General features: G+C 71.7%; 22 protein-coding genes. 13 read left to right on the top strand and 9 right to left on the bottom strand.

What is annotated here, in order from left to right; translation table 11 throughout:
* Positions 1-42: 42 nt before the first annotated feature.
* Positions 43-1248 carry a YihY/virulence factor BrkB family protein gene (locus ACI1MP_RS28065; protein ID WP_404869731.1) on the bottom strand — a complete coding sequence of 402 codons (1206 nt, stop codon included), beginning with the start codon at positions 1246-1248 and terminating at the stop codon, positions 43-45.
* A 172-nt stretch (positions 1249-1420) separates the two neighbouring features.
* Here ACI1MP_RS28065 and ACI1MP_RS28060 point away from each other — a divergent pair, with 172 nt between their 5' ends.
* The 11 genes from ACI1MP_RS28060 (at position 1421) to ACI1MP_RS28010 (ending at position 11333) form a co-directional block, all read left to right on the top strand.
* The gene (locus ACI1MP_RS28060; protein WP_318264789.1) at positions 1421-1504 is read left to right on the top strand and encodes a putative leader peptide; all 84 of its coding nucleotides are present in this window, start codon (positions 1421-1423) and stop codon (positions 1502-1504) included.
* A gap of 189 nt (positions 1505-1693) precedes the next feature.
* Positions 1694-3418: a nitrite/sulfite reductase gene (locus ACI1MP_RS28055; protein WP_380343301.1), complete on the top strand. Its 1725-nt coding sequence runs from the start codon at positions 1694-1696 to the stop codon at positions 3416-3418.
* Positions 3415-3591, top strand: coding sequence for a hypothetical protein (locus ACI1MP_RS28050; protein ID WP_189271285.1), 177 nt, complete (start codon positions 3415-3417; stop codon positions 3589-3591). The genes ACI1MP_RS28055 and ACI1MP_RS28050 overlap by 4 nt, the downstream gene beginning before the upstream one ends.
* Positions 3575-4273: a phosphoadenylyl-sulfate reductase gene (locus tag ACI1MP_RS28045; protein WP_404869730.1), complete on the top strand. Its 699-nt coding sequence runs from the start codon at positions 3575-3577 to the stop codon at positions 4271-4273. The genes ACI1MP_RS28050 and ACI1MP_RS28045 overlap by 17 nt, the downstream gene beginning before the upstream one ends.
* 54 nt (positions 4274-4327) lie before the next feature.
* On the top strand, positions 4328-4894 hold the full coding sequence (gene cysC, locus ACI1MP_RS28040; protein WP_100587068.1) for an adenylyl-sulfate kinase: 567 nt from the start codon (positions 4328-4330) through the stop codon (positions 4892-4894).
* A 5-nt stretch (positions 4895-4899) separates the two neighbouring features.
* Positions 4900-5829 (top strand): sulfate adenylyltransferase subunit CysD, encoded by a 930-nt coding sequence (gene cysD, locus ACI1MP_RS28035; protein ID WP_380343344.1) that lies wholly within the window; start codon positions 4900-4902, stop codon positions 5827-5829.
* A 2-nt stretch (positions 5830-5831) separates the two neighbouring features.
* Entirely contained in the window at positions 5832-7169 is a 1338-nt protein-coding gene (locus ACI1MP_RS28030) for a sulfate adenylyltransferase subunit 1 (RefSeq protein WP_100586921.1), read from the top strand.
* 227 nt (positions 7170-7396) lie between these two features.
* Positions 7397-8539 carry an aliphatic sulfonate ABC transporter substrate-binding protein gene (locus ACI1MP_RS28025; RefSeq protein WP_380343306.1) on the top strand — a complete coding sequence of 381 codons (1143 nt, stop codon included), beginning with the start codon at positions 7397-7399 and terminating at the stop codon, positions 8537-8539.
* 139 nt (positions 8540-8678) lie between these two features.
* Positions 8679-9482: an ABC transporter ATP-binding protein gene (locus tag ACI1MP_RS28020; RefSeq protein ID WP_043913313.1), complete on the top strand. Its 804-nt coding sequence runs from the start codon at positions 8679-8681 to the stop codon at positions 9480-9482.
* Positions 9469-10359 carry an ABC transporter permease gene (locus ACI1MP_RS28015; RefSeq protein WP_380343309.1) on the top strand — a complete coding sequence of 297 codons (891 nt, stop codon included), beginning with the start codon at positions 9469-9471 and terminating at the stop codon, positions 10357-10359. Before ACI1MP_RS28020 ends, ACI1MP_RS28015 begins: the two co-directional genes overlap by 14 nt.
* 188 nt (positions 10360-10547) lie before the next feature.
* The gene (locus tag ACI1MP_RS28010) at positions 10548-11333 is read left to right on the top strand and encodes a sirohydrochlorin chelatase (RefSeq protein WP_404870840.1); all 786 of its coding nucleotides are present in this window, start codon (positions 10548-10550) and stop codon (positions 11331-11333) included.
* A 30-nt stretch (positions 11334-11363) separates the two neighbouring features.
* Here ACI1MP_RS28010 and ACI1MP_RS28005 read toward each other — a convergent pair whose 3' ends face one another.
* The 5 genes from ACI1MP_RS28005 to ACI1MP_RS27985 all read right to left on the bottom strand — a co-directional run bounded on the left by ACI1MP_RS28005 (position 11364) and on the right by ACI1MP_RS27985 (position 14303).
* Positions 11364-11684, bottom strand: a complete 321-nt coding sequence (locus tag ACI1MP_RS28005; RefSeq protein ID WP_380343312.1) for a hypothetical protein — start codon at positions 11682-11684, stop codon at positions 11364-11366.
* Between the two features lie 94 nt (positions 11685-11778).
* The gene (locus ACI1MP_RS28000) at positions 11779-12384 is read right to left on the bottom strand and encodes a hypothetical protein (RefSeq protein ID WP_380343315.1); all 606 of its coding nucleotides are present in this window, start codon (positions 12382-12384) and stop codon (positions 11779-11781) included.
* Positions 12385-12409: 25 nt separating this feature from the next.
* Positions 12410-13345 (bottom strand): WXG100 family type VII secretion target, encoded by a 936-nt coding sequence (locus tag ACI1MP_RS27995; RefSeq protein WP_380343317.1) that lies wholly within the window; start codon positions 13343-13345, stop codon positions 12410-12412.
* The gene (locus ACI1MP_RS27990) at positions 13342-13668 is read right to left on the bottom strand and encodes a type VII secretion target (RefSeq protein ID WP_043913321.1); all 327 of its coding nucleotides are present in this window, start codon (positions 13666-13668) and stop codon (positions 13342-13344) included. Before ACI1MP_RS27990 ends, ACI1MP_RS27995 begins: the two co-directional genes overlap by 4 nt.
* Before the next feature lie 128 nt (positions 13669-13796).
* A complete protein-coding gene (locus ACI1MP_RS27985) occupies positions 13797-14303 on the bottom strand; it encodes a hypothetical protein (protein WP_380343320.1) in 507 nt (168 codons plus the stop codon).
* Positions 14304-14428: 125 nt separating this feature from the next.
* Between ACI1MP_RS27985 and ACI1MP_RS27980 the strand changes: the two genes are divergently transcribed.
* Positions 14429-14878 carry a MarR family winged helix-turn-helix transcriptional regulator gene (locus ACI1MP_RS27980; RefSeq protein WP_100586928.1) on the top strand — a complete coding sequence of 150 codons (450 nt, stop codon included), beginning with the start codon at positions 14429-14431 and terminating at the stop codon, positions 14876-14878.
* Positions 14879-14956: 78 nt separating this feature from the next.
* On the opposite strand, the gene ACI1MP_RS27975 is transcribed toward ACI1MP_RS27980, so the two are convergent.
* From ACI1MP_RS27975 to ACI1MP_RS27965, 3 genes are all read right to left on the bottom strand, one after another.
* Positions 14957-16702 (bottom strand): DEAD/DEAH box helicase, encoded by a 1746-nt coding sequence (locus ACI1MP_RS27975; protein WP_404869729.1) that lies wholly within the window; start codon positions 16700-16702, stop codon positions 14957-14959.
* Between the two features lie 175 nt (positions 16703-16877).
* On the bottom strand, positions 16878-17081 hold the full coding sequence (locus ACI1MP_RS27970) for a cold-shock protein (RefSeq protein ID WP_043913331.1): 204 nt from the start codon (positions 17079-17081) through the stop codon (positions 16878-16880).
* Positions 17082-17392: 311 nt separating this feature from the next.
* The gene (locus ACI1MP_RS27965) at positions 17393-19561 is read right to left on the bottom strand and encodes an MMPL family transporter (protein ID WP_404869728.1); all 2169 of its coding nucleotides are present in this window, start codon (positions 19559-19561) and stop codon (positions 17393-17395) included.
* Between the two features lie 511 nt (positions 19562-20072).
* Here ACI1MP_RS27965 and ACI1MP_RS27960 point away from each other — a divergent pair.
* The gene (locus tag ACI1MP_RS27960; protein ID WP_404870839.1) at positions 20073-22280 is read left to right on the top strand and encodes an MMPL family transporter; all 2208 of its coding nucleotides are present in this window, start codon (positions 20073-20075) and stop codon (positions 22278-22280) included.
* The last annotated feature ends 34 nt before the right edge of the window (positions 22281-22314 follow it).

Raw genomic sequence — 22314 nt, 5'->3', positions numbered from 1 at the left:
GCTCCGGACACGATCCGGGGCGGGGCTCCATGGCCGGCGAGGCTACTTGCGGCCGCGCCGGACCTTGCCGAGTCGGCGGCGGACGTCGTCGTGCGGGAGGAAGCCGGCCCAGCGTTCGGGGTACTCGCTCGGTACCGGCTCGTCGTCGTCCTCGTCTAAGAGGTCGTCGTCGTGGCCTTCGGCGAGGCCGAACTGGCGGGTGCGTTCGGCGCGTTCGGCGGCTCGGCGGGCGGCGGCCTCGCGGCCGCGCTGGACGGCGGCGTCCTCGGTGAGGCGTTCGACCTCGGCGCGGGCGTCGGCGGTCTCGACGGCGGGCCAGCGGCGGTCTATGGCGGCGTTCATCGCGGCGCCGATCAGGACGGCGAGCGCCACCACGAAGATCCACAGCAGCACGGCGACAGGTGCGGCGAGCGAGCCGTACACCGAGTGGCCCTCGACGGAGGAGACCAGGTAGACGCGCAGGGCGACGCTGCACACCACCAGGACCAGCAGGGCGACGAGGGCGCCGGGGATGTCCTCGCGCCAGGGCGTGCTGACCGGGACGGCCACGTGGTAGAGGGTGGTGAGGAAGACCACCAGCAGCAGGATCGCGGCGGGCCAGTAGAGGGAGTTGATCACTCCGGCCCAGGCCTGGAAGGTGTTGATCAGCAGTCCGGGCCCGACCACCAGCAGCGGCAGCACCAGCGAGCCGATCACCAGCGCGCCGAGGTAGAGGCCGAGCGACATCAGCCGGGTCTTGACCAGGCCGCGTTTGCCGTCGAGGCCGTACATCACGGTGATGGTGTCTATGAAGATGTACAGCGCCCGGGAGCCGGACCAGAGCGAGAGCAGGAAACCGATCGAGATCAGGTCGGGGCGGGCGTTGTCGAAGACGCTGGTGAGCAGTGGTTGGACGATCTGGTCGATGGAGCTCGGTGAGAGCACCGTCCCAGCTGCTGAGACGATGTCCGCCTCCAGCCGCACGATGGTGCCGGCGCCGAGGATGTCGTCGAGGTAGCCGAGGGTGCCGGCCAGGCAGAGCAGCAGCGGCGGGATGGAGAGCAGGGTGAAGAAGGCCGCCTCGGCCGCGAGGCCGGTGACCCGGTACTCGACGCAGGTGTTGGTGGTGTCCTTCACCAGTGCCCACAGGGTGCGGTACCAGGTGGTTCGCTTGGCGGCGCGGCGGCGTCCGCCGCGGTGGCGGGAGGGCCGGTCGCCGGTCGCCCCGGTCCCCCCGGGTGGATGCGGAGTACTGCCTGCTGCTTGCACGCCCCTACGGTATCGGCCCGTACTCGTGGGCCGGTGCGCCGCCGCCGGGAACTGACGGGCCGCAGGGTGCGGAGCGGCAGCACTCTCCCTGTCGTCCCAGCATGCGAAACGTAAGAGTCCAGGATTCGGACGATAGTGGACCGCGAGTCGCTCGCCGTGCGAATCTCTTGCCATGTCTAGCGCCGGAACCACCCTAGTTGGCCGACTCCACGTCGACCTCCTTCGCGTGTCCAGCGCCATCTGTCCAGTGACCTGAGCCCCACTCGCACGCCGCCTCCGCATCGGCGCCCTGCTCGCCCATCCCCGCCGTCGCGGATGCGCGCTCCACCCTCCCCGGCCCAGCGTCACCCCACCCACCGCCTGTTGATATCCGCAGGTGGGAGCGGTGCGCGCCCGGGATCAGCAGTCTTCCCGCTCCTGCCACGCCGCTCAAAGGACTGACATCATGGCCCGCACTCCCGAGCCGGACGAGCCCCAGGCCGGCGCCGCCGACGCGGCCCGCCCCGCTGCCCGTAAGGTGACCCGTCACCGCGGCGAGGGCCAGTGGGCGATGGGGCACTACACCCCGCTGAACGCGAACGAGCAGTTCAAGAAGGACGACGACGGTCTCAATGTACGGACACGTATTGAGACGATCTACTCCAAGTCGGGCTTCCAGTCGATCGATCCTGCGGACCTCCGCGGCCGGATGCGGTGGTGGGGTCTGTACACCCAGCGCCGCCAGGGCATCGACGGCGGCCGCACCGCGATCCTGGAGCCGCACGAGCTCGAGGACGAGTACTTCATGCTCCGGGTCCGCATCGACGGCGGTCAGCTGACGGTCGCTCAACTGCGCGCCATCGGCGAGGCGTCGGAGCAGTACGCCCGCGGCACCGCCGATGTGACGGACCGCCAGAACGTCCAGTTCCACTGGGTGCGGATCGAGGACGTCCCGGCGATCTGGGAGAAGCTGGAGTCCGTCGGCCTGTCCACCACCGAGGCCTGCGGCGACTGCCCGCGCGTGGTGATCGGCTCGCCGGTGGCGGGCATCGCCGCCGACGAGATCATCGACGGCAGCTGGGCGATCGACGAGATCAACCGCAAGTACATCGGCAACCCCGAGTACTCCAACCTGCCGCGCAAGTTCAAGACCGCGATCTCCGGCTCCCCGCTGCTGGACGTGGTCCATGAGATCAACGACATCGCGTTCGTCGGCGTGGTCCACCCCGAGCACGGCCCGGGCTTCGACCTGTGGGTCGGCGGCGGCCTGTCCACCAACCCGAAGCTGGGCGTCCGGCTCGGCGCCTGGGTGCCGCTGGCCGACGTCCCGGACGTCTGGGCCGGCGTGATCGGCATCTTCCGCGACTACGGCTACCGCCGCCTGCGCAACCGGGCCCGTTTGAAGTTCCTGGTCGCCGACTGGGGGCCGGCCAAGTTCCGGCAGGTCCTCCAGGACGAGTACCTGAAGCGCGAACTGACCGACGGCCCGGGCCCGGAGCAGCCGGCCGGCCGCTGGCGCGACCACGTGGGCGTCCACCCGCAGAACGACGGCCGGTTCTACGTCGGCTTCGCGCCGAAGGTCGGCCGGTTGAACGGCAAGCTGATCCAGCAGGTCGCCGACCTGGCCGCCGAGCACGGCTCGGGCCGGGTGGCCACCACCGTCGAGCAGAAGCTGATCGTGCTGGACGTCGAGCAGGACCGGATCGACTCGCTGGTGGCCGGCCTGGAGGCGCTCGACCTGCGGGTCAACCCGTCCACGTTCCGGCGCGGCACGCTGGCCTGCACCGGCATCGAGTACTGCAAGCTCGCGATCGTCGACACCAAGGACCGCGGCCGCACCCTGATCGAGGAACTGGAGCGCCGCCTGCCGGAGTTCGACGAGCCGCTGAGCATCAACATCAACGGCTGCCCGAACGCCTGCGCCCGCATCCAGACCGCCGACATCGGTCTCAAGGGCCAGCTGGTCACGGACGAGAACGGGCAGCAGGTCGAGGGCTTCCAGGTCCACCTGGGCGGCTCGCTGGGCTTCGAGAACGCCGCGTTCGGCCGCAAGATCCGCGGTCTGAAGGTCACCAGCGCCGAACTGCCCGACTACGTCGAGCGCCTGCTGACCCGCTACCAGGCGGACCGGCAGGACGACGAGCGCTTCGCGCAGTGGGCGCTGCGGGCCACCGAGGAGCAGCTGTCGTGAGCGAGCGCGCTGCACCGTTCTACTGCCCGTACTGCGGGGACGAGGACCTGCGCCCGTCCGAGAGCGGCCACGGCTCCTGGGAGTGCCGGGCCTGCCGTCGGGGCTTCCAGCTGAAGTTCCTCGGGCTGCTGGCGACTTCCGACGGGGGGACCGGGCATGGCGACCACGACTGACTACGAGGCGGTCGCGCTCAAGGCCGGCCGGGAGCTGGAGGAGGCGTCCGCGCAGGAGATCCTGCAGTGGGCGGCCGACACCTTCGGCAAGCGGTTCTGCGTCACCTCCTCGATGGAGGACGCGGTGGTCGCCCACCTGGCGTCGACCGTGCTGCCCGGCGTGGACGTGGTGTTCCTGGACACCGGCTACCACTTCGCGGAGACCATCGGCACCCGGGACGCGGTCGCCGCGACCATGCCGGTCAACGTGGTCACGCTGACCCCGAAGCTCACCGTGGCCGAGCAGGACGCCCAGCACGGGCCGCAGTTGCACGACCGCGACCCGGACCTGTGCTGCGCGCTGCGCAAGGTCGAGCCGCTGAACCGGGGCCTGGCCGGCTACGACGCCTGGGCCACGGGGCTGCGCCGCGACGAGTCGCCGTCCCGGGCGAACACCCCGGTGGTGGCCTGGGACGCCAAGCGCCGCAAGGTGAAGCTCTCCCCGATCGCCCGCTGGACGCAGGACGACGTCGATGCGTACGCGCAGACCAACGGGGTACTGATGAACCCATTGCTCTGGGAGGGCTACACCTCGATCGGCTGCTCGCCGCTGTCCTGCACGGCCAAGCCCGGCGAGGGCGAGCAGGGCCGGGCCGGCCGCTGGGCGGGCTCGGGCAAGACCGAGTGCGGCATCCATCTCTGAGCAACGCCACCGACTTACCGTCACCGACCGTCAGGAGTTACCACCGTGACCACCGTGACCACCGCCGACACGCAGGCAGCGGGCCGCGAGCGCGGCGCCACCGTGTGGCTGACCGGCCTGCCCAGCGCCGGCAAGACCACGCTGGCGTTCGCGCTGGCCGAGCGGCTGCGCGCCGAGGGCCACCGGGTCGAGGTGCTGGACGGTGACGAGATCCGCGAGTTCCTCTCCAAGGGCCTCGGGTTCTCCCGTGAGGACCGGCACACCAACGTCACCCGGATCGGCTTCGTCGCCGAGAAGCTCGCCGCCAACGGCGTCAAGGTGCTCGCGCCGGTGATCGCCCCGTTCGCGGACTCCCGCGCCGCGGTGCGCGAGCGGCACGCCGCCAACGGCACCGAGTTCCTGGAGATCCACGTCGCCACCCCGGTCGAGCTCTGCTCGGAGCGGGACGTGAAGGGCCTGTACGCCAAGCAGGCGGCCGGCGAGATCTCCGGTCTGACCGGCGTCGACGACCCGTACGAGGCGCCGGAGAAGCCGGAGTTGCGGCTGCAGACGCAGGGGCGGGCGGTGGCCGAGTCCGCCGCCGAACTGCACGCCTTCCTGATCGAGAGGGGCCTCGCGTGACCACGGTGACCGACAGCCCGGTCCGCACCGACGACAACCCCTTCGCGCTGTCCCACCTGGACGCGCTGGAGGCCGAGTCGGTGCACATCTTCCGCGAGGTGGCGGGCGAGTTCGAACGGCCGGTGATCCTGTTCTCCGGCGGCAAGGACTCCATCGTCATGCTGCACCTGGCGCTGAAGGCGTTCGCGCCCGCGCCGGTGCCGTTCGCCCTGCTCCACGTGGACACCGGCCACAACTTCCCCGAGGTCATCGAGTACCGCGACCGCACGGTGGCGCAGCACGGCCTGCGGCTGCACGTCGCCTCCGTCCAGGACTTCATCGACCGCGGCGTGCTGCGCGAGCGCCCCGACGGCACCCGCAACCCGCTGCAGACCGTGCCGCTGCTGGACGCCATCGGGTCGGGCAAGTTCGACGCGGTCTTCGGCGGCGGCCGCCGGGACGAGGAGAAGGCCCGCGCGAAGGAGCGGGTGTTCTCGCTGCGCGACGAGTTCGGCGCCTGGGACCCGCGCCGCCAGCGCCCCGAGCTGTGGTCGCTGTACAACGGCCGGCACGCCGTCGGCGAGCACGTCCGGGTCTTCCCGCTGTCCAACTGGACCGAGCTGGACGTGTGGCAGTACATCGAGCGGGAGGAGATCGCCCTCCCCGAGATCTACTACGCCCACCACCGCGACGTGTTCCGCCGCGACGGCATGTGGCTGACCGCCGGCGAGTGGGGCGGCCCGAAGGAGCACGAGACCGTCGAGAACCGTCTGGTGCGGTACCGCACGGTCGGCGACATGTCCTGCACCGGCGCGGTCGACTCCGACGCCGACACCATCGAGGCCGTGATCGCCGAGATCGCCGCCAGCCGCCTCACCGAACGAGGCGCCACGCGGGCCGACGACAAGCTGTCCGAGGCCGCGATGGAAGACCGCAAGCGCGAGGGGTACTTCTAGAGATGAGCACCACCCAGGCCGACATCTCCCAGACCGGCACCGCCACCTCGCTGTTGCGTTTCGCCACCGCCGGAAGCGTCGACGACGGCAAGTCCACCCTGGTGGGCCGGCTGCTGCACGACTCCAAGTCGGTGCTGGCCGACCAGCTGGAGGCCGTCGAGCACGCCTCGCGCCGCCGCGGTCAGGACGCGCCCGACCTGGCGCTGCTCACCGACGGTCTGCGGGCCGAGCGCGAGCAGGGCATCACCATCGACGTGGCCTACCGCTACTTCGCCACCGCCCGCCGCCGGTTCATCCTCGCCGACACCCCCGGCCACGTGCAGTACACCCGCAACATGGTGACCGGCGCCTCCACCGCCGAACTCGCCGTGGTGCTGGTCGACGCCCGCAACGGCGTGGTCGAGCAGACCCGCCGGCACGCCGCGGTCGCCGCCCTGCTGCGCGTCCCGCACGTCGTCCTGGCCGTCAACAAGATGGACCTGGTCGAGTACGCGGAGCCGGTCTTCGCGCGGATAGCCGAGGAGTTCACCGCGTACGCCGCCTCGCTGGGCGTCAAGGACGTGGTGGCGGTGCCGATCTCGGCGCTCGCCGGGGACAACGTGGTCGAGCCGTCCGGGAACATGGACTGGTACGGCGGCCCGACCCTGCTGGAGCACCTGGAGACCGTCCCGGTCGGCTCCGACCCGGGCGTCGAGCCGGCCCGGTTCCCGGTGCAGTACGTGATCCGGCCGCAGAGCGAGGAGTTCCACGACTACCGCGGCTACGCCGGGCAGTTGGCCTCCGGCGTGCTGCGGGTCGGCGACCCGGTGACGGTGCTGCCCTCGGGCCACACCAGCACCGTCGCGGCGATCGACGCGCTCGGCGTCCCGACCGAACTCGCGTGGGCCCCGCAGTCGGTGACGGTCCGCCTGACCGACGACATCGACATCTCGCGCGGCGACCTGATCGCCGCCGGGCCCGCGGCCACGCCCACCAAGGACATCGAGGCGACCGTCTGCCACCTGAACGAGCGTCCGCTGAACGTCGGCGCGCGGGTGCTGCTCAAGCACACCACCCGCACCGTGCGCGCGCTCGTCAAGGAGATCTCCTACCGGATCGACATCGATACCCTCGAACAGCGCTCCGGCGCCGAGGGGTTGAACGTCAACGACATCGGCCACGTGGTGCTGCGCACCGCCGAGCCGCTGGCCCTCGACACGTACCACGACAACCGCCGGACCGGCTCGTTCATCCTGATCGACCCGGCCGACGGGACCACGCTCACCGCCGGCATGGCGGGCGAGGCGTTCGACACCATCGTCAGCACCACCGACGCTTCCATTGAGGAGGACTGGGTCTGATGCCCAGCGAGGCGTTCTCGGGCATGGACAAGGAAGGCGGCCGCATCGGCAGCGGCGTCCTCGGCAGCGGCCAGGGCGGCCTGACGCGATGTGGGGGCGGACAGGGGCGCTGACTGAGCCCCTGTCACCGGGCCCGGCCCGCCGCACCTGTCCACAGCGGGTACGGCGGGGCGGCCCGGCCCCGGTCAGGCACGACCTCATCCTTCTCCACGAACGGGACACCTTTCATGGCTTCCAGCGCCCTGCCCACCCATAGCCACGCCCGCCCCGCCGCCGGACGGATCAGACGGGCCGCCGTGGCGACCGTCGCCGTCCTCACCGCGGCCGGACTGCTCTCCGCCTGCGGCTACGGCTCCAAGAGCGAGGACAAGTCCTCGGCCGCCCCGGCCGCGTCCGGCGCGAAGCTCTCCGCCGACACCGTGAAGATCGGCTACTTCGCCAACCTGACCCACGGCACCGCCCTGGTCGGCCTCAAGCAGGGCATCCTCCAGCAGGAGCTCGGCGGCACCCGGATCAAGACCCAGGTGTTCAACGCCGGCCCCGCGGAGATCGAGGCGCTGAACGCCGGCTCGATCGACATCGGCTGGATCGGCCCCTCCCCCGCGATCAACGGCTTCACCCAGACCGGCGGCAAGTCCCTGAAGATCGTGGGCGGTTCGGCCTCCGGCGGCGTGAAGCTGGTGGTCAACCCGGCGAAGATCGGCTCGGTCGACGAGCTCAAGGGCAAGCGGCTCGCCACCCCGCAGATCGGCAACACCCAGGACGTCGCGCTGCTCAACTACCTTGCGGGCAAGGGCTTGAAGGTCGACCCGAACACCGGCGACGGCGACGTCAAGGTGATCCGCAGCGACAACAAGGTCACCCCCGACGCCTACAAGTCCGGCTCCATCGACGGCGCCTGGGTGCCCGAGCCGACCGCCTCCAAGCTGGTCACCCTCGGCGCGAAGGTCCTGCTCAACGAGAAGGACGTCTGGCCGGACAAGAAGTTCGTCATCACCAACATCATCGTGTCGCAGAAGTTCCTCGCCGAGCACCCCGACGTGGTGGAGGCCGTCCTGCGCGGCTCGGTGAAGACCAACGCCTGGATCAAGGCCAACTCCGACCAGGCCAAGGCCGTCGCGAACGAGCAGATCAAGGCCGACGCCGGCAACGCGCTGGACGCCGCCGTCCTCGACCCGGCCTGGCAGGACATCGACTTCATCGACGACCCGCTGGCCAACACCCTGCAGGCCGAAGCCGACCACGCCGTCACCGCCGGCCTGCTGAAGAAGCCGAACCTGGCCGGGATCTACGACCTGACCCCGCTCAACAAGGTGCTGAAGGCCGCCGGCCGGCCCGAGGTCGCCGACGCCGGCCTCGGCGCCAAGTAGCCCCTCCAGGCCCCGGGTTCCGCCTCGTTCCCGCCCATCGATGCCCACTCAGCGGGCGGGCACGGGGCGGACCCCGGACCACACCGATCCTGCCGCTTCCCGCCCTGCCCGGACCAGACCAGACCCGCAGGAGGTGCCCGTGACCACGGCACTGACCACCTCGCCCGACGCCCCCGGCGCGGGCCACCCGGTCGGCGACTTCGCCGTCCGGCTCTCGCACGTGCACAAGACCTTCGGCCGACCCGGCACCGCCGCCCCGGTCCTCGACGACATCAGCCTGGACGTCGCCCCCGGCGAGTTCGTCACCCTGCTCGGCGCCTCCGGCTGCGGCAAGTCCACCCTGCTCAACCTGGTCGCCGGCCTCGACCGGCCCACCTCCGGCACCATCGAGGTCCCCGGCGGCCGCCCCGCCCTGATGTTCCAGGACCACGCCCTCTTCCCCTGGCTCACCGCGGGCAAGAACATCGAACTCGCCCTCCGCCTGGCCGGCGTCGCCAAGGCCGACCGGCAGACCGAGGCCGAGCGCCTGCTCGAACTGGTCCGCCTCACCGGCTCCTACAAGAAGCGCGTCCACGAACTCTCCGGCGGCATGCGCCAGCGCGTCGCACTCGCCCGCTCGCTCGCCCAGGGCTCCCAGGTCCTGTTGATGGACGAGCCGTTCGCCGCCCTCGACGCCATCACCCGGGACGTCCTGCACGACGAGATCACCCGCATCTGGGCCGAGCGGCAACTCACGGTCCTGTTCGTCACCCACAACGTCCGCGAAGCCGTCTGCCTCGCCCAGCGCGTCGTCCTGCTCTCCTCCCGCCCCGGCCGGATCGCCCGCGAGTGGCACGTCGACCTGCCGCGGCCGCGCCGCATCGAATCCGCCGGGGCCGCGAATCTGTCCATCGAGATCACCGAAGAACTGCGTGGGGAGATCCGCCGCCATGTCCAGCACTGAGACCCTGCCCACCGCGGCGGACGACTCCGCCGGCGTCGAAGCCGGCCTCGACGCACTCGAAACCGTCCAGGCCCAGCGCACCCCGCTCACCACGGTCCTTCGCCGCTCGGTCCTCCCGCCCGTCCTCGGCGTGGTCCTCGTCCTCGCCGTCTGGCAGCTCGCCTACACCCTCGAACTCACCACCCCCGACAAGCTCCCCAGCCCCGCCGACGTCTGGGACTCGCTCACCGAACTCTGGTACGCGGGCACGCTGTTCTCCATCATCTGGACCAGCGTCTGGCGCGGCCTGTCCGGCTTCCTGCTGTCCGTCGTGATCGGCACCCCCATCGGCCTGCTGGTCGCCCAGGTCAAGCCGGTCCGCGCCGCCCTCGGCCCGGTCCTCTCCGGCCTCCAGTCCCTCCCCTCGGTCGCCTGGGTCCCCGCCGCCGTCATCTGGCTCGGCATCAACAACTCGGCGATGTACGCGGTGATCCTCCTCGGCGCCGTCCCCTCGATCGCCAACGGCCTCATCGCCGGCGTCGACCAGGTCCCCCCGCTCTTCCTCCGGGCCGGCCAGACGCTCGGCGCCACCGGGCTCCGCGGGGCGCGCCACATCCTGCTCCCCGCAGCCCTCCCCGGCTACCTCGCCGGCCTCAAGCAGGGCTGGGCGTTCTCCTGGCGCTCCCTGATGGCCGCCGAACTCATCGCGTCCTCACCGGACTTGGGCCTCGGCCTGGGCCGCTACCTGGAGAACCAGCGCGAGTTCACCAACATGTCCGGCGTCCTCCTCGGCATCCTCCTCATCCTCACCGTCGGCGTCGCCATTGACCTGCTGTTCTTCTCCCCGCTGGAGCGCCGCGTCCTGCGCAGCCGCGGCCTCCTCGTCACCACCCGCTGAAACCGATGCCTCCCCGCACCGCACCCACCCACCAGGAGCGCAGCGCCCTGACGCGGTCCACACCCCGTCAGGAGCGCAGCCCCCTGACACCTGCGGCCGCGGCGCCCCGCCAGGAGCGAAGCAACCTGACGCACAGCAACTCCGCGCCCCGTCAGGGGCGCGGGGAACTGCGCGCAGCGGAAGACGACCTGCCGCAGCCGGGCACCGCGCCCACCCCCACCCACCGCTCGCGCCCCGCTGCCGCCGCACCGCTTCTCCTTCTCGCCCACGGCTCCCGCGACCCCCGCCACGCCGCCACCGTCGAGGCCCTCGCGGACGCCGTCCGCGCGCTGCGCCCCGAACTCGCCGTCACCACGGCCTACTTGGACCACTGCGCACCTCGCATCGCCCAGGTCGCCCCCCGCCTCACCGATGCCATCGCGGTCCCGCTCCTCCTCAACCGCGCCTTCCACGCCAAGCACGACATCCCGGCCGCCCTCCGCGCCGCCGGCTCCGCCATCCCGGTCGCCGACGTCCTCGGGCCGTCCCCGCTGCTGCTCGACGCCCTCGACCGGCGCCTCGCCGAGACCGGACTCGACGTCACCGACCCGGCCGTCCGTGCCCGCACCGGCGTCGTCCTCGCCGCCGCAGGCTCCTCCGACCCGGCCGCGAACGCCACCACCCGTGCGGTGGCGGCCACTTGGCAGCGCACCCGCGGCTGGGCCGCCGTCAAGGCCGCCTACGCCTCCGCCACCGCCCCCACCGTCGCGGACGCCCTCACCGCCCTCCGCGCCGACCCGGCCGTCCGCGCCACCGCCGTCGCCCCGTACCTCCTCGCCCCGGGACTCCTCCCGGACCGCATCGCCACGGCAGCCACCGCCTCCGGCGCCGACCACCTCGCGCCCACCCTCGGCGCCGCGCCCGAACTCGCCCGGCTCGTCCTCGCCCGCCACGCCGAGGCGGCGATCGCGACCTCGGCGGCCCGCACCGCCTGACGGATCAGATCACCAGCATCTGATTCAGCCTCAAACAGTGGCGAACCAGAGGTCGTTCGCCGAGAATCGATCGGCGTCCAGCGCGAGCGCCGCTCGGCCGTCGCCCAACACCTCGCTCAGGACCGCGAATTCACAGCGCAGCAGCGGAGCCTCGAACGAGGGGACGGAAACGACCTCGATCCCCACCGGCTCCCAGCACGATCCCTCCAGCGAAACGGCCAACGGAACCTTCGCGGAAATCATCAGGACCGGGACGCCCCGCACCAGGAGGCTCACCCGGTCCTCGCCGGCGTCACCGTCCCAGTCGACTCTCGCCGCCAACACCAGGGCCGCCTCACGGGCAGCGCTCATCGCCTCTCGCCCGACCAGTGGGATCGGCTCCCCTCCCGGCCGACAGTCGATGTCACGTCGCACACGGTCGGCGTCACCCTCCCGGCCCCGGCCCTCAGGAGCCGAACGCCTGGAACGCGGCCGCCAGCTCGTCGGCCGCCGACGGCAGTGGCGTGGTGACGCCGACCCACGAGCCGTCGCGGAAGTGCAGGTCGAGGCGGCCGCGCTGGGTGACGCCCTTCGCGTTGCGGTGGGCGGCGGCGACCTCGTGGCGGGGGAGTTCGAACTGGAGGGCGTGCTGTTCGGTGAGCTGCCAGAGTTTGGCGCGGTCGGCGAGCAGGAGCAGGCGGCGGTCGGTGAGGGCGAGCAGGGCGCTGCCGTTCGCGCCGTCCTCGTGGAGGCGGACGACGAGGCGGCCGGCGGTGGTGTGCCAGTCCCCGGCCATGCCCTTGCCGTGCCAGACGGAGTCCGGCACGGCGTCCATCATCCGGTCCTCGACGGCGCCGACGCCCGCCGACACCGGGTTGACCACCGCGTACGCGCGCCGCAGCAGGCTGAACGGCCCGGCCAGCTTCTGTTCCAGCTCGCCGGGCCGACGCGGCGTCAGCAACTCCTCCGGCGGGCGCGGGATGCCGGGCGCCAGCGAGACGGGCGCAGCGCCGAGCAGCCGCTCGTCGGCGGCGAGGAACGGGGCGGCGAACTGGCGGTCCCGGTCGAGCACGTGGGTTCTCCTTGAGGTGGTCGGCTCAGCCGAAGGCGTCCTCGAAGCGCCGGCGGCGTTCCTCGGGGCTGAGTTCGGGCGCCTGGGCGGGCTGGGCGATGCCGGTGCGCCGGCGCAGGCCGGTGCTGGGGCCGTGGTTGCCGCCGATCCGGTCGTCGGCCTCGTCGGCGAGGATCCCGGCGCCGCTCTGGGTGATCTGCTGGAGCGCCTCGCCGGCCGGGTTCCCGGTCAGGCCGATGCCGTGCAGGCCGGCCTTGCCGACCGTCTTGACGGCGGTCTTGGCCAGGTACGCCTCGACGTCCAGCGGCTTGTTCCAGGTCCAGGGCTTCTTGGGGTTGAGGTGCGGGCGCTTGGAGACCGCCTTGAGGGCCTTCATCGCGTCGGCGATCTTCTTCAGCGCGCTGGCGAGCTTGCGCACCAGGTTGGCTATCCGGGCACTGGCGATGGCGCCTTCGGCCGCGGCCGCGGCGGCTTCGGCGGCCAGCGAGATGCCGGCGGTGATCACGCTGAAGGCGAGCGACGCGGCGAGCGTGATGATCGCCCACTCGATGAGCTCGCGGATGATCGTCTCGACCAGGTCCTGCGCCATCCGGGCCTCGGCGGCGGCTTCGGTGAGGAGTTCGGCGGTGCCCGCCATGTCCTCCGCCTCGTCCTCCAGCGCCTGCTCGTACTCGGCGAGTTCACGCTGGAACGCCTCGGACGCCGCGCCCTGCCACTCGCCCGCGAGGGCGGCCCGGTCGCGGCGCTGGTCGGCGATCACTTCGCGCAGCTGCTCGGCCTGCTTCTGCCACAGCTGGGCGGCGGCCTCCAGGCCCTCCGGGTCGCCGGTGACGAACTCCAGCGGCTCGGCGAGCGGCTCCACGAGGGGACGCATGATCTCGTCGATCACGCTGCCCAGCGGGGTCATCCAGTCGTTGATCTTCGTGTAGGCGTCGACGGCGCCCGCGATGGGGCCGCTCATCCGCCCAGCCCTCCGGCGATCGCCTGCATGGTCCGCCCGATGCCCTCGTCGGTGCGCTCGTACGCGCCGGCCATGCCGTCGGCGTACTCGGCGATCCGGTCCATGGTGTCGGCGGCGGCCCCGGCGTTGTCGATCGCCGCCTCGGAGCGCTCCACGTAGTCGCGGCCGGTCTCGTCGGACTCCGGGAGCTTCCCGAAGGCGGACGGCGACAGCTGGTGTCCGCCGAGTTCGGCGCGGATCGCCCGCAGCCGCTCGGCCCGTTCGGCACTGGTGCGGGCGAACCGGCGCAGCGCGTCCGGGTCGACCGTGAACTCCCCCGCCATGTCGGCGTACCTCTTCCCCGTTGTCAGGGTCCGCGACGCGGGCGACGGCATAGGCCACCCCATGCGAGGACCATGAATTGGCAAAGAAGCTAACACGGCGTCGCCCTCAAGAGGTAGCCCGCTGCGGTTTATTGACGCCCGGTCGGCCGCTCGGCCAGCCGTTCGCGCGCCCACGGGTCGACGCAGCGCGCCGCCGCCTCCCGACGGGCCGCCGGAAAGCGCTCGGCGAGCGGTCCGTCCGCGGCGTCCGCCCACCGCCACGCACCCACCGCGCACACCTGCCGCAGCGGGTCGTCGGCCGCCACCGCCGCCACCAGCTCCTCCTGCAGCCTCCGCCGGCCGCCCGCCGTCAGCAGCACCTGCGCGAACCAGCGCGGCGAGGACGGGTCGTCGTCGGTCAGCAGCGCGGCCAGCACCAGCGGGTACGCGTGGTGCGCGGCCGCCCGGTCCGCCGTCAGCCGCCGGTACGCGGCCTGCCGCTTGTGACCGATCCGGTGGTACTGCGCATAGCCCGGGGCCCGCTCGGCGAGGCGCGCCACCCGGTCGTCCTGCGGCACCTCCGCCGACATGTCGAGAGCCTCCAGCAGGGCGTCCAGCGCCGCCTCCTGCGCGTCCAGGCGCGCGTGCTGCTCCATCGACCGTCTCCTCGCGTTCCGCCCGGACCTCCCGCGCACGACCACCCGATACTTGCAGGCGCGGGAATTTGCACATCTCGACTAAGCTTGTACGAAGTGAAACCACTCGGAAGGGAGCGCGGCCGATGACCCGCCCGGATCCTGCCCTGGCGCACGGCTGGTGCGCCCTGACCGCTCTGCACGGTCGGATCGAGGCCCACCTCGAACGTGCTCTGCAGGCCGAACACGAGCTCAGCGTCCGTGAGTTCTCCGTCCTCGACGTCCTCAGCGAGCAGCACGACGGCGACGGCGGCCATTTCCGGATGAACCAGCTCGCGGACGCGGTCGTGCTCAGCCAGAGCGCCACCACCCGCCTGGTCACCCGGCTGGAGGACCGCGGCCTGCTCGCCCGCTACCTCTGCCCCACCGACCGGCGCGGCATCTACACCAACGTCACCCCGGCCGGCCTCGACCTGCTCGCCAAGGCCCGCCCCACCAACGACGAGGCCCTCGCCGAGGCCCTCACCACCGCAGAACAGCGCCCGGAACTGGCCCCGCTGGTCGCCACCGTCCGCGCGACACAGCCGACGCGCTGACCGAGAGCGAGAACGGGGACGCGTGGGGTACCTCCCGGGCTGGGAGGTACCCCCACGCGTCCCCGGTTTCGCGCCCGACTAGTCGGCCTGGCGCCGCTGCCGCCCCGTCCCGTAGTTGGAGCCGCTCTTCGTCCCGGAGCCCGGCTTCGCCCGCCCCGACGACTTGCCGATGAAGCCCGCCGCCATCTGCGAACTCCCGCCGCCCGGGCGCTGCTTGGGCCGGGGGCGGCGCGGGTTGCCGCTCATGTCGACGTCCTTGGGCAGCCCGCCGGAACGCTTCGCCGGGCGTCGTCGCGCCTCGCCGTCCGCCGGCTTCGCCCCGCCGCGCCCGCGGCCGCGGTTCTCGGCCTGCTCGGGCGCGGCCGCGACGATCGCCGTCGCCGGAACCGGGAGCAGGACCGCCACGCCGGACGGCGTCCGCGCGCCGGTGATGCGCTTCAGCTCGCCGTCCTCGGGGCGGACCTTGGTGATGGTGGGCCGGATGCCGGCGATGCTCATCAGGCGGTTGACCTCGCGGCGCTGCTCGGGCAGCACCAGGGTGACAACGGTGCCGGACTCGCCGGCCCGCGCAGTGCGGCCGCCGCGGTGCAGGTAGTCCTTGTGGTCGATCGGCGGGTCGACGTTGACGACCAGGTCGAGGCCGTCGATGTGGATGCCGCGGGCGGCGACGTTGGTGGCGATCAGCGCGGTGACCTGGCCGTCGCGGAACTGGTCGAGGACCCGGTTGCGCTGCGGCTGCGACTTGCCGCCGTGCAGTGCGGCGGCGACCACGCCGTGGGCGCGCAGCTGCTTGGCGAGCCGGTCCGCGCCGTGCTTGGTGTGCACGAACATGATCACCCGGCCCTCGCGGGCGGCGATCCGGGCGGTGGTCTCGGCCTTGTCGGCGGGGTCGAGCTGGAGCAGGTGGTGGTCCATGGTGGTGACCGCACCGGCCGACGGGTCCACCGAATGGGTGACCGGGTCGCTGAGGAAGCGGTTGACCAGGCGGTCCACGTTGCGGTCCAGGGTGGCGGAGAACAGCATCCGCTGCCCGCCCTCGGCGACCTGCTCCAGCAGCTTGACGACCTGCGGCAGGAAGCCCATGTCGGCCATCTGGTCGGCCTCGTCGAGGACGGTGATCGCCACGTCGTCGAGTCGCACGTCGCCGCGCTGGATCAGGTCGTCCAGTCGGCCGGGGGTGGCCACCAGCACCTCGGTGCCGCGGCGGACCTGGTTGGACTGGCGGGTGATCGACATGCCGCCGACCACGGTGGTGATCCGCAGGCCGAGCACCCCGGCGTAGGGGGCGAGCGCCTCGGTGACCTGCTGGGCGAGCTCGCGGGTGGGCACCAGCACCAGGCCCAGCGGGTGGCGGGCGGTCGCCCGCTTGCCGGCGGTGCGGACCAGCAGCGGCAGGCCGAACGCCAGGGTCTTGCCGGAGCCGGTGCGGCCGCGGCCGAGGACGTCGCGTCCGGCCAGCGCGTCCGGCAGGGTGGCGGCCTGGATCGGGAACGGCTCGGTGACGCCCTGCGCGCCCAGTTCCTTAAGCAGTCCGGCGGAGAGGTTCAGCTCGGCGAAGCTCGCGGCCGGCGGACGCGACGGGGTGCCCTGCACGGGCGTGAAGTCTTCGGCGGGCGCCGCCACCGGGGCGGCGCCCCGACGCGGCCGGCGCGGGCGCTCGGTACGGGCCTGCTCGCCGCCACGGGGCGAACCACCGGTGCGCGGCGCGCCGACGCGGCCCTCGCCGCGGGCGGCGCCGGTGCGCGGCTTCCCGCTGCGGGTGCGCGGCTTGTCACCACGCGGAGCGGACTGCGGGCCGGACTGCGGACGGGACTGCTCGGGCATGCGTGTTCCTCTTCCTGGAGGGCCGTCGGCCGACGCGCGGGACGCGCGGCGGCGGGATGTCGGCCGACGAGGAGGAGGAGGGGCCGCCCCGGCCGTCGGGCGGCATGGACGAGGGCCCGTACCTGAGGAGGTACGGGCCCTCGCCTGCGACAACTGAGTCGGCGTAGGCCGGGACTCAGATGGTGCGGATGTTCTCCGCCTGCGGGCCCTTCTGGCCCTGGGTCACGTCGAACTCGACCTTCTGGCCCTCGACGAGCTCACGGAAGCCCTGGGACTGGATGTTCGAGTAGTGAGCGAAGACGTCAGCGCCGCCGCCGTCCTGCTCGATGAAGCCGTAGCCCTTTTCGCTGTTGAACCACTTCACGGTGCCGGTAGCCATAACCGTCTCCACTTTCACTGGGGCATTGGGACACACACCTCGTGCGCCCCACGTAGCCGCGATCCCCATCCGGAGACTAAACACCGGACAAAACAAATGCGCCTGTCGGTTGGAACCAGCAGGCGCACACACACGTTCATGGGAACCAATACTGCAACTGCTTCGACAATAGCACGGCCACCCTCGTCAACGGCGGGAAAAGTTCCGCTGGTCACACCGTGTTTCGCCGCGACGCCGAAGGGGCATGCGGTCCGGCCGGACCGCATGCCCCTCTCACTCGGTGCTGCCCGCGGCTACCCGCGGGCGGCCGTTCAGGCCCTGCCGACGGGCTGCGGCTCGTACTCGCCGACCGGCTCGTGGCCGGGCTCGGGCATCGCGCCGTGACCGGGCCACCAGGCCTTCTTGCCGAGCAGCGCGGTGATCGCCGGAGTGAAGAACATCGCCATCACGAAGGCCGCCAGCACGATGCCGATGGCCAGCGCGAAGCCCAGCTCGGCGAAGAGCACGTTGCCGGCCAGCATGAAGGTCGCGAAGGACGCCGCCAGGATGAAGCCGGCCGCGGCGACGGTCGGACCGGCGTGCCGGACCGCCTCCTTGGCCGCCTCGCGGGGGCTGCGGCCCTCGCGGGCCTCCTCGCGGAGCCGGGCGATGATCAGGATGTTGTAGTCGGTGCCGATCGCCACCACGAACAGGTAGATGAAGATCGGCAGCATGAACATCAGGCCGGACTCGGAGCCGAGCTTGAGGAAGGCCACCGTGGTGGCGCCCAGCGTGGCCGCGAAGCCGAGGCCGACCGAGGCCATCAGGTACCAGGGCGCGACCACGCTGCGCAGCTGGAGGCCCAGGATCAGCAGGATCAGCACACCCGCCACCGGGAAGACCAGCTTGTAGTCGTGCGCCATCGCCAGGTTGATGTCCTTGTACACCGACGAGGTGCCGCTGACCAGTGCCTCGGAGCCGGCGGGCGCGGCCGCGTGGGCGGCCGTGCGCACCTCGGTGACGGTGTCGATCGCCGCGTTGCTGGCCGCGGAGTCCTTGAGCATCACGACGAAGTCGGCGGTGGTGCCGTCCTCGCTGAGCTTGGGCTCGGGCTGGACGGTGGCGACGCCGGGGACCTGGCCCAGCTTGGCGCCGAAGCCGCCCAGGGCGTTCGGGTCGAGCTTGCCGCCGGCCTTGGTGCCGGTGGTCAGGAAGACGTGCGTGGGGTCGGCCGCACCGGCCGAGAAGCCCTTGCCGATGGCGTCCATGACGACCATGGACTCCTTGTCCTTCGGCATCATGCTCTTCGCCATGTCGAAGGTGCCCTGGTAGCCGAGGCCGGCCAGCGACAGGACCACCAGCAGGCCGCCGGAGACCAGCGCGATCAGACCGGGGCGACGGCCGACCGCGCGGCCGAGCTTGTGGAAGCGGGCGCCCTCCGGCTCCTGCATCCACTTGCGGCCGGGCCAGAAGGTGGCCTTGGCGGGGATGACGGCGAGCAGCGCCGGGGTCAGGGTGAGCGAGGCGAGCGCGGTGACGACGACGGAGATCGCCAGCGCCGGGCCGAGCGCGGTGAACATGCCGAGCTCGGAGAGCAGCAGCACCGCGAAGGCGACGGTGACCGCGCCGGCCGCCGAGGCGATCGCCTCACCGACCCGGCCGACGCCGTTGGCCACGGCGCTCTTGCGGTCGTCGCCGGCCCGCAGGCGCTCGCGGTAGCGGAACATCAGGAACAGGAAGTAGTCGGTGCCGACGCCGAGGATCACCACGATGTCGATCGCGGAGGCGATCGGCGAGGACTTCAGGTCGAACAGCTTGGTGACGAAGGCGATCAGGCCGGAGGCCGCGATCATCGGGAACATCGACAGCAGCACCGGCAGCCAGCCGACCAGGATGCCGCGGAAGATCACGCCGACGATGACCACGATCAGGACCACGGTGGCGACCATGGTGATCGCGTCGGTGGCGCTGGAGGACTCCTTCTGGTCCAGCCCCATCGCGGCCTGGCCGCCGACCTGGTACTTCAGCGCGGTGCCCTTGGCCAGTTCCTTGCCCTCGTCGCGCACGTCCTTGGCGGCCGTCAGGTACTCGTCGGTCTGCATCTTGGTCTTGTCGATGGAGACCATGCCCATCGCGTAGTGACCGTCCTGCGAGATCGTCCGCCCCTCCATCGGGGGGATGACCTGCTCGACCAGCGGGATGTGCTTGTCGGTGAGGCCCTTGGTGATCTTGGCGATGTCGGCCTTGTCGGCGTCGGTGAGCGCGCCGCCGTCCGTGCGCTCGAACATCAGGATCGCGCTGGGGGTGAACTCGGCCGGGAACTTGTCCTGCTGGACCACGGCGGCCCGGATGGACTCGTAGTGCTTCGGCAGGAACTCTGACTCGTCGGTCGAGGCGCTCATCTTCGGAGCGAGGGAGATCAGGGCTATGGAGCCGATGACCCACGCGATGATCACCCACCAGGCCCGCTTGACGACGAAGTGTCCAAGTCGGTGGAACATGCTGGAAATGCCTCCCCTGGGCATGGTTCACCGCAGCCGGGGGACGGGGTACCGGGCAACGGCAGGACCGGCACGCGAAACCCTCGGCAGGGCCTAGCCGGTCGGCAGGTAAGTATGTAGTGAGCATCCTACGGGACCTTGCTTGCCGCCCGGCAAGTGGGTTTCGTCTGTGCCCCCTAGGGCGGCCACGGAGCCGGCCCTGATCCATCGTCACCCGGCCGGGGCCCTTCCCACCTCGTGCCCGGGGTGGAGATCGCTCCCCCTCAGGGTGGACGTCCGGCTGCCCTCAAGGAGGAGAACCCGAGCCCGGGGGTAGGGCTAACCCCCCATTCACCCCTGAGGAAAGGACCAGGGAAAAGTCGGTGACTAGCCGGATGGTTCGTCAGATTCCCAGCTCATAGCGTCTGTTGTGCCGCCGGATGCAGCCCGTCGGTCCATCGACCCGGGCGGCCCGCACCCGCCCGACACCCCTGGGGGAACACCTACCGTGAAGCATGGAATCGCCGCCACGATGGGCGCCTGGAGCGCCCGCCACAGAAAGACCGCGGTCTTCGGGTGGCTGCTCTTCGTCGTCCTCGCCGCCTACCTCGGCGGCGTGCACGGCGCCACCAAGGTCACCGACGCCGAGCAGATGCCGGGCCAGGTCGCACAGGCCGCCAAGATCCTGGACGACGCGGGCATCAAGTCCCCGGCCGGCGAGACCGTCCTGGTGCAGAGCCGCACGCTGACGGCCGACGACCCGTCGTTCAAGGCCGTCGTCGAGCAGGTCGGCGCCGCCGTCCGGGCCACCGGCAAGGCCGGCGAGCTGCACAGCCCGTACGAGACAGGCGCGGTCTCCGGCGACAAGCACTCTGCGCTGATCCAGTTCACGGTCAAGGGGGAGGACCGCGAGACGGCCGTGGCCAACGTGCCCGCGGTGATGGACGCGGTGACGGCCGTGCAGAAGCAGCACCCCGAGCTGCTGGTCGAGGAGTTCGGCGAGGCCAGCGCCGGCAAGTGGTTCAACGAGCAGTTCAGCGACGACTTCGCCCGCGCCGAGTGGACGGCCGTGCCGCTCGCCCTCGGCATCCTGCTGGTCGCCTTCGGCGCGCTGGTGGCCGCGGTCCTCCCGGTGGTGCTGGCGCTCACCGCCTTCGTCGCCGCCTCCGGCCTGGTCGCGCTCTCCTCCGGCCTGCTGCACACCAGCAACGACGCCTCCTCGGTGATGCTGCTGGTCGGCCTCGCCGTCGGCGTCGACTACTGCCTGTTCTACCTGCGCCGCGAGCGCGAGGAGCGCGCCGCCGGGCACGACGCCGAGACGGCGCTGCGGATCGCCGCCGCCACCAGCGGCCGCGCCGTGCTGGTCTCCGGCATCACGGTCGTGGTCGCGATGGCCGGCATGTTCCTCACCGGCATCGCCACCTTCAAGGCGATGTCCTTCGCCACCATCCTGGTCGTGATCACCGCCGTGCTCGGCTCGCTGACGGTGCTGCCCGCCCTGCTGTCGCTGCTCGGAGACCGGGTGGAGAAGGGCCGGATCCCGTTCCTGCACCGCCTGCGCCGCGGCGCCAACGAGGGCAGCCGGTTCTGGAACGCGGTGCTCACCCCGGTGCTGCGCCACCCGCTGGCCGCCGCCGGCCTGGCCACCGCCGCCCTGCTGGCGATCGCCGCGCCGATGCTCACCATGCACACCGCCAACCTGACGTTCCAGCAGCAGCTGCCCAAGGACAACACCCTGGTGGCCGTCTCGCAGCGGATCCAGGACGCCTTCCCCGGCAGCCCCTCCCCCGCCACCGTGGTGGTCAGGGCGAAGGACATCTCCTCGCCCGAGATGACGCAGGCGCTCGCGGACCTCCAGTCCGAGGCCCTCGCCACCGGCAGGATGCACGGCCCCACCAGCCTGACGGTGCACGCCGCGCAGAACGTCGCCACGGTCGACATCCCGCTCTACGGCACCGGCAACGACACCGCCTCCGCCGAGGCGCTGAAGGTGCTGCGCGAGCAGGTCGTGCCCGCCACGGTCGGGAGGATCGCCGGCGCCGAGGCCCCGGTCACCGGCAGCACCGCCGGCTCGGTCGACTTCAACAAGCAGATGTCCGGCTCGATGCTCCCGGTCTTCGGGTTCGTGGTCGCCTTCGCCTTCCTGCTGATGCTCTGCTCGTTCCGCTCGCTGTCCATCGCCGTCACCGCCGTGCTGCTCAACCTGCTCTCGGTCGGCGCCGCCTACGGCGTGCTGACGCTGGTCTTCCAGCACGGCATCGGCGCCTCGCTGATCGGCACCGACGGCGTCGGCGCGGTGGAGAGCTGGATCCCGCTGTTCCTGTTCGTGATCCTGTTCGGCCTGTCGATGGACTACCACGTCTTCGTGGTCTCCCGGATCAAGGAGGCGTACGACCGCGGCCTGCCCACCGGCGCGGCCGTCGCCCACGGCATCCGCACCACCGCCGGTGTGGTCACCAGCGCCGCCGTGATCATGGTCGGAGTGTTCGCGGTCTTCGGGACGCTCTCCATGCAGGTGATGAAGCAGATGGGCGTCGGCCTCGCCGTCGCCGTCCTGATCGACGCCACGGTGATCCGCGCCGTCCTGCTCCCCGCCGTGATGTCCCTGCTCGGCGACCGGAACTGGTACCTGCCGCGCTGGCTGCACTGGCTGCCCCGGCTGGAGGGCGAGACGCCCGCCGCCGCCCCGGCCGGCACCGGCGCCCACCGCGGCCGCGACGAGCACGAGCTGGTCGGCTGACCCCACCCCCTCCCTCCTGGAACGCCCCCGGTTC

Source organism: Kitasatospora griseola (assembly GCF_044999035.1).
GTDB classification, from domain to species: Bacteria; Actinomycetota; Actinomycetes; order Streptomycetales; family Streptomycetaceae; genus Kitasatospora; species Kitasatospora griseola.
The sequence above is the reverse complement of the archived record's forward strand: the minus strand, read 5'-3'. Positions and strand labels throughout refer to the sequence as shown.

Excerpts from the sequence above, each read along its gene's own strand:
- ACI1MP_RS28060 (WP_318264789.1), top strand. The coding sequence starts at position 1,421 with ATGTCTAGCGCCGGAACCACCCTAGTTGGCCGACTCCACGTCGACCTC.
- ACI1MP_RS28055 (WP_380343301.1), top strand. The coding sequence starts at position 1,694 with ATGGCCCGCACTCCCGAGCCGGACGAGCCCCAGGCCGGCGCCGCCGAC.
- ACI1MP_RS28045 (WP_404869730.1), top strand. The coding sequence starts at position 3,575 with ATGGCGACCACGACTGACTACGAGGCGGTCGCGCTCAAGGCCGGCCGG.
- ACI1MP_RS28030 (WP_100586921.1), top strand. The coding sequence starts at position 5,832 with ATGAGCACCACCCAGGCCGACATCTCCCAGACCGGCACCGCCACCTCG.
- ACI1MP_RS28025 (WP_380343306.1), top strand. The coding sequence starts at position 7,397 with ATGGCTTCCAGCGCCCTGCCCACCCATAGCCACGCCCGCCCCGCCGCC.
- ACI1MP_RS28015 (WP_380343309.1), top strand. The coding sequence starts at position 9,469 with ATGTCCAGCACTGAGACCCTGCCCACCGCGGCGGACGACTCCGCCGGC.
- ACI1MP_RS28005 (WP_380343312.1), bottom strand. The coding sequence starts at position 11,684 with ATGAGCGCTGCCCGTGAGGCGGCCCTGGTGTTGGCGGCGAGAGTCGAC.
- ACI1MP_RS27995 (WP_380343317.1), bottom strand. The coding sequence starts at position 13,345 with ATGAGCGGCCCCATCGCGGGCGCCGTCGACGCCTACACGAAGATCAAC.
- ACI1MP_RS27990 (WP_043913321.1), bottom strand. The coding sequence starts at position 13,668 with ATGGCGGGGGAGTTCACGGTCGACCCGGACGCGCTGCGCCGGTTCGCC.
- ACI1MP_RS27985 (WP_380343320.1), bottom strand. The coding sequence starts at position 14,303 with ATGGAGCAGCACGCGCGCCTGGACGCGCAGGAGGCGGCGCTGGACGCC.
- ACI1MP_RS27980 (WP_100586928.1), top strand. The coding sequence starts at position 14,429 with ATGACCCGCCCGGATCCTGCCCTGGCGCACGGCTGGTGCGCCCTGACC.
- ACI1MP_RS27975 (WP_404869729.1), bottom strand. The coding sequence starts at position 16,702 with ATGCCCGAGCAGTCCCGTCCGCAGTCCGGCCCGCAGTCCGCTCCGCGT.
- ACI1MP_RS27970 (WP_043913331.1), bottom strand. The coding sequence starts at position 17,081 with ATGGCTACCGGCACCGTGAAGTGGTTCAACAGCGAAAAGGGCTACGGC.
- ACI1MP_RS27965 (WP_404869728.1), bottom strand. The coding sequence starts at position 19,561 with ATGTTCCACCGACTTGGACACTTCGTCGTCAAGCGGGCCTGGTGGGTG.
- ACI1MP_RS27960 (WP_404870839.1), top strand. The coding sequence starts at position 20,073 with ATGGGCGCCTGGAGCGCCCGCCACAGAAAGACCGCGGTCTTCGGGTGG.